This window comes from Psychroserpens damuponensis (assembly GCF_000826655.1).
Taxonomy (GTDB): Bacteria; Bacteroidota; Bacteroidia; order Flavobacteriales; family Flavobacteriaceae; genus Psychroserpens; species Psychroserpens damuponensis.
Genome location: NZ_JXJO01000063.1, coordinates 1 through 4982, shown reverse-complemented (window position 1 = coordinate 4982; position 4982 = coordinate 1). Strand labels below are relative to the sequence as shown.

6 protein-coding genes are annotated in these 4982 nt (G+C 29.7%); all 6 read right to left on the bottom strand.

Going from position 1 to position 4982, the window contains the following annotated elements; translation table 11 throughout:
* Positions 1–152: 152 nt before the first annotated feature.
* Entirely contained in the window at positions 153–1235 is a 1083-nt protein-coding gene (locus TD29_RS17330; RefSeq protein ID WP_040282768.1) for a hypothetical protein, read from the bottom strand.
* A 164-nt stretch (positions 1236–1399) separates the two neighbouring features.
* Positions 1400–1912 carry a hypothetical protein gene (locus tag TD29_RS17325; protein ID WP_040282766.1) on the bottom strand — a complete coding sequence of 171 codons (513 nt, stop codon included), beginning with the start codon at positions 1910–1912 and terminating at the stop codon, positions 1400–1402.
* A 165-nt stretch (positions 1913–2077) separates the two neighbouring features.
* The gene (locus tag TD29_RS17320) at positions 2078–2761 is read right to left on the bottom strand and encodes a hypothetical protein (protein ID WP_040282764.1); all 684 of its coding nucleotides are present in this window, start codon (positions 2759–2761) and stop codon (positions 2078–2080) included.
* Positions 2762–2923: 162 nt separating this feature from the next.
* Positions 2924–3454, bottom strand: a complete 531-nt coding sequence (locus tag TD29_RS17315; RefSeq protein WP_152611555.1) for a hypothetical protein — start codon at positions 3452–3454, stop codon at positions 2924–2926.
* A gap of 146 nt (positions 3455–3600) precedes the next feature.
* Positions 3601–4185 (bottom strand): hypothetical protein, encoded by a 585-nt coding sequence (locus tag TD29_RS17310; RefSeq protein WP_040282759.1) that lies wholly within the window; start codon positions 4183–4185, stop codon positions 3601–3603.
* A 188-nt stretch (positions 4186–4373) separates the two neighbouring features.
* The gene (locus TD29_RS17305) at positions 4374–4910 is read right to left on the bottom strand and encodes a hypothetical protein (protein WP_040282757.1); all 537 of its coding nucleotides are present in this window, start codon (positions 4908–4910) and stop codon (positions 4374–4376) included.
* Positions 4911–4982 lie beyond the last annotated feature (72 nt).

Below are 4982 nucleotides of genomic sequence, written 5' to 3'. Positions count from 1 at the left end.
TTTTTAATTGGGCACAACGTGTTTGTGTATGATTAGTTGCGTGGTTTACGCTACTAATTTAGCAAACAAAACCGAGTCTGAGAATGTTCCGAAGGAATATTCCAGATGAGCCCAAGCCAAGCAATTAATTATACACGGTGTTGTATGTAGTTTTATTTTTTCTTATTCAAATCTGTTAAACTGGTATATAGTATTTCATTATAGTTTTTATAGAGTCTAAGCATCAGGCGTTTAGAACTTGTCGTTTCGACATTATTTTCTATCACATAAAGATACTCTCCGTTTTGAAATCGATAATCAAAACCAGAACCATATTTGGTTTGTTGTTCAACCTCTCCATTATACAAAACTAAACTTGGTCTATCATTTGCGGTTTTTGGTTTGTTCCAAGACATATATCTTATAGTGCCATCCTTCAGTCTGTCTACTTTAATTATAAACTTTTTATTTTCCGCTTTTACAATATTTTTTTCAAACTCATTATTATACGTAATTCGTTTATCTTGTATCTTAAATTTATAATATTCTTTACCATTACTAGCATAGAAACTACTATTCGAGACCCAATATGCTTTACCAAAAGAGCTAAAATCAAATTTATATTTTTCTTCTATTTCCCAATCTGTTTTAAGAATAGGATATATTTTCTTATCCATTATTTGATACAAAGAAATTCCTTCAACAAAAGATGGGCTATAAATGAATTTTAAGTTTGGTGAAAATATAAGTTCATCTCCGTCAACGTAGGTAATTGCTCCGTTATCTAAATTAATAACTTTATTACTTAATGTGGGCACCTCAAACCATTGTTCTGATATAACACAACTATTTAGCTTTTTTATGAAGCCACTATAAAATATATTAAGAAGTTCATCATCACCATCTAAACAAGCTTTTTCAATCTTAATTGGTGTTTCGACAGTATAACAAGATTCAGTCAAATTTACCTGTGATGGAATTGTAGTTTTATCTAATAATTGAGTTGTTTGAATTTGTTTTGCTTTTTCATAATCCTCCTTTTTTATAGTAGTTAAGATAATATCATAATTTTCGTTTCCTCTAATTAATAAATCAAAATTTTTATTATTTGGTTTGATTGTGTTTACAGTCTGTTTATAATAGAGTGAAGTTTTTGATTTTATTTCGTGGCTATCTTTAATGTTATTAAATATTCGATATTCTTTAAATGAAATACTAAGTAATAAAATATTAAGAATTATAGTCGTAAATTTCATTTTTTGGTGTTTATTTTAATTACATACAACGTGTTCGTGTGATGGCTAGTTACGTTGGCTAGCACTAAGTTACTAAACTAAAACGAACCAGAGGAAAATCCGCTAGGATTTTCTGAGTACACACAGAATAAGTAATTAGTTATACACGTTGTTGTAAACTGTTTTTACTCACTTGTATTTGTATAAACTCCAGAGTAACTCCCATTAACAATTTCTCCATCTTCTCTGGTGAAAGTAAAAGTAAAATCAATGTTAGTTTCTGAAATAAAATTAATAGTGACAGTTCCGGAAGTTATAGTAAATCCATCTTGTATACGGTTTATTATTGTAGTTCCCAAAGCAATAAAAGAATCATCTAAATATTCAGCATTTTCAACAATTCTATAATTAGTAATATCTGTAATTGTACCTGTTTCTATGGATGTTCCTAGAAATTCGATATTAACGAAATTTATACCAGTAGTTTGAGTTGGCTGATAGGGGTTGATGTTTGATAAGTTAATTGAAATATAATCAGGTTCATCATCAACAAATGCGTTTTGTGTCGAATAGAAATTACCATTAAAATTAAATCCGTTTTGATTTCCATTTGCCAGATTTCCATTGTCATCATTAGATGAACATGAAAAAATAACTAATCCAATTAAAATTCCGATAAGTATGTTATTTTTTATCATTTGTTATTTATGCGTTTAAAATTGTTTACAACGGTTTTGTGTATGATTTCGTTGCGTGTTTAAGCACTAAAGTTAGCAAATAAATCACAGATAGAAAGTCCGCGAGGACTTTCGTAAGTAGGCTATAACTAGCAATGAATTATACACGGTGTTGTAAAACGTACTTTACGCACTCTGTTTTTCTTTCACTAAATTTATATGCCAAATTAATCTCTGATAAGAACCATTGTCTAAAGCTCGTTGTCCAGTCAGCATACTCGTAAAGAAAAAGGCATTGTTCTTATAAACATAAGTTCCATAATCTTCGTTCCAAACAAAGTCATAGCCAATCCAATGATTACTTTTTTCAGTTGGTTTTTCGGAATGATATTCGCCCAATAATTCTCGGGCTAAAGTATTATTCACTACAAATATTCTTGGCTTTTTTTTGTCAATTATTTGGTCAAGCACATTTTTTGAAATCATACATTGCTTGTAAATAAAATCTCTTCCTCGTTCAGTTTTTAATAAACCGGCAACTTTCTTTTGGTTAGTTTCTCGATTATAGAGTAAGTCCATATGTCCCCAATTCAGCCCAGTTTTTTCTGCAACATCAAAGAATTTTTTGAAATAGCGATAATCACGCTCAACATTATAAGTTAATTTGTGGAATTCGCAATTAATATCATTTTTTTCAATTAGTCTTTCTTTAACCTTATCAGTCATTGATGGATTAATTCCAATAAAAATCAGTCCATCATTTGGGATTTCCGCAATCGAATTTGGCGAAAACCTGCAATATTCCTCGTTTCCAAATTCCCTCCAAAGAGTATTTATTTTGTCTTTTACTAAAAGTTCAATATTAATCACAATGTTTCTTGGGTATGTTTTACAACGTGTTTGTGTATGATTTCGTTGCGTGTTTCAGCAACTAAATTAGCAAATACAAACCAAATAGAAAATCCGAGAGGATTTTCGTAAGTAGGCGAGTACTAGCAATGAATTATACACGTTGTTGTAAAACGTTTTTTATTATTCATATTCTTTTTCATAATCAAAGTTCGCTAAAGTCCCAGGTGGTGGTGGAATATTTCTGTATTCAGTTGGTGTCAAAGTATAAATTTCAATTTTATCAATACCGTTTTTCGAAAGTAAAGGTTCCAGCGAATTGAACAATAAATCGTTAAACTTCTTATCATAAATTCCTTTGTCAAGTTTTGAAGAATAACTGTATTTCTTTCCGCTAGCTTTTTTTATATTCAAAGTGTCTTTGTCAAGAGCAAAAAAGAGAACTCTTTCTTCTGTTCCATTTAGAAATTCAGTCGTGATTGAGTCTTTGATTTTACTTATTGATTTTAGAAGCGAGTTGTTAAATTCAAATTCAGAATCCGAATAGGTGAGTTTTTTGAATTTCGAGTGAGAGTCAGAAAAAGTGAGATTTGTATTCAATTCTTTAATTATCTCATTTCTTTGATAATTCCGATATCCTTTATAACCTAAGTATGATAATCCAATTATCACAATTAGTAATGCAAAATATTTTATGTTATTTCTGTTTCTCAAATGTTTTACAACGTGATTGTATAAGGAAAGTTGCGGTTTTGTCAGTGAGGAATTTCCGAAGGAAATTCAGAAGTTGATAAAAATGCAACAACCTTTAGTAAAGCACTAATGTAGCAATTTTTTTTATACGGTGTTGGGCACAGTATTTATTTCAGTTTATATCGTTTTTTAAATTCCTTTTCAAATGTGTTTTTATTTTCAATACTATTTTTATACCCTAAGTCCATTTCTTCAATTAGTTCATTTTGAATTTCGTGAGTAAAATTCAAGAAATCCCATCTCTTTGGAAAGTCATTAAATGGAAGTTCAATAATCTTATACGGATTTGACATAGTATTTTCCGCAAGCGAAGTGTAAACAGAAATGAAAATTCCAACTTTGTCTTTCAATTCATTTTTTGGTAAATATGAATTGCTCAAAACATACAATCTTGTTAGTTTTTTTTGAAGTTCAATACTTTCCGATATTTGGTTTAAAGCGTTTATTTGTCGGTTGTAATTTTCTTTTTCAGGATTGTCTTTTATTCCTTTTAAAATATCATTTTTGAAAAAATTAGTGTCCTCAAAATATTGATAATTGCCCATAAGAATATGGGTTATTTCAAGCATTTCTTCCAATTTTACAATTCGTAATTGTCTTTTTTCTATTCTCGAATTTTGTAAATAAGCGATTACTGAAATCACAATCGCAATTATTGATATTATTCCAGTTATATAATCTTTAATTTCCATTCTTTGTTTTCAATTTCGAGTGTTTTTGCATATTGTGCCCAACGTGTTTGTGTATGATTTAGTTGCGTGGTTTAGCGAGTAAGTTAGCAAATAATTACCGAATAGAAAATCCGAGAGGATTTTCGTACGTAATCACGAACCAAGCAATTAATTATACACGGTGTTGGCAAATCGTTTTTTTTTTATGATTACCATATTTTCATGTCAAACTCACCGTTTCTAATTTCACGAATTTCTCCATTTGTATTTACTACATCATACCAGAATGTACCACCTAAAATTCTTTCATCCACATCGTGATAAATGACTTCAAGTTCTCCAACATAAACATCATTTGTTGCACCATCTCCAAATCCACCGACACTATATTCTCCATAGCTTTCTCCGTTTTCTTCATTTTTTAATTCAAAAATTAATCCAGTTAAGTCATCTCTAGAGTCAACATCATTCAATAATATTCTAATGACTTGAAATCCTAATCCTGTACTTTGATTACTATTATGAAAGCTCAAAGACATAAATGGAATTCCCTCCAATGTAGAGTCTGAATTCAAACTAGCATTTCCATATATTATTGCTGTGCTTGGTTTTAGAAGAACTCCATCAACTTCACACTTGATTCCTCCTCTACCATTAAAAGAATAACTATCATCAATATCTATTTCATTTTGAGAACAGCTAATAAATAAGTTTATAATTAAAAATAATAAGAAGTACTTTTTCATAATTTCTTTTTCTTATAGATGTGATTTTGTTCAAATGGTTGCGTCAAATGTTTGCCAACGTGATTGTGTATG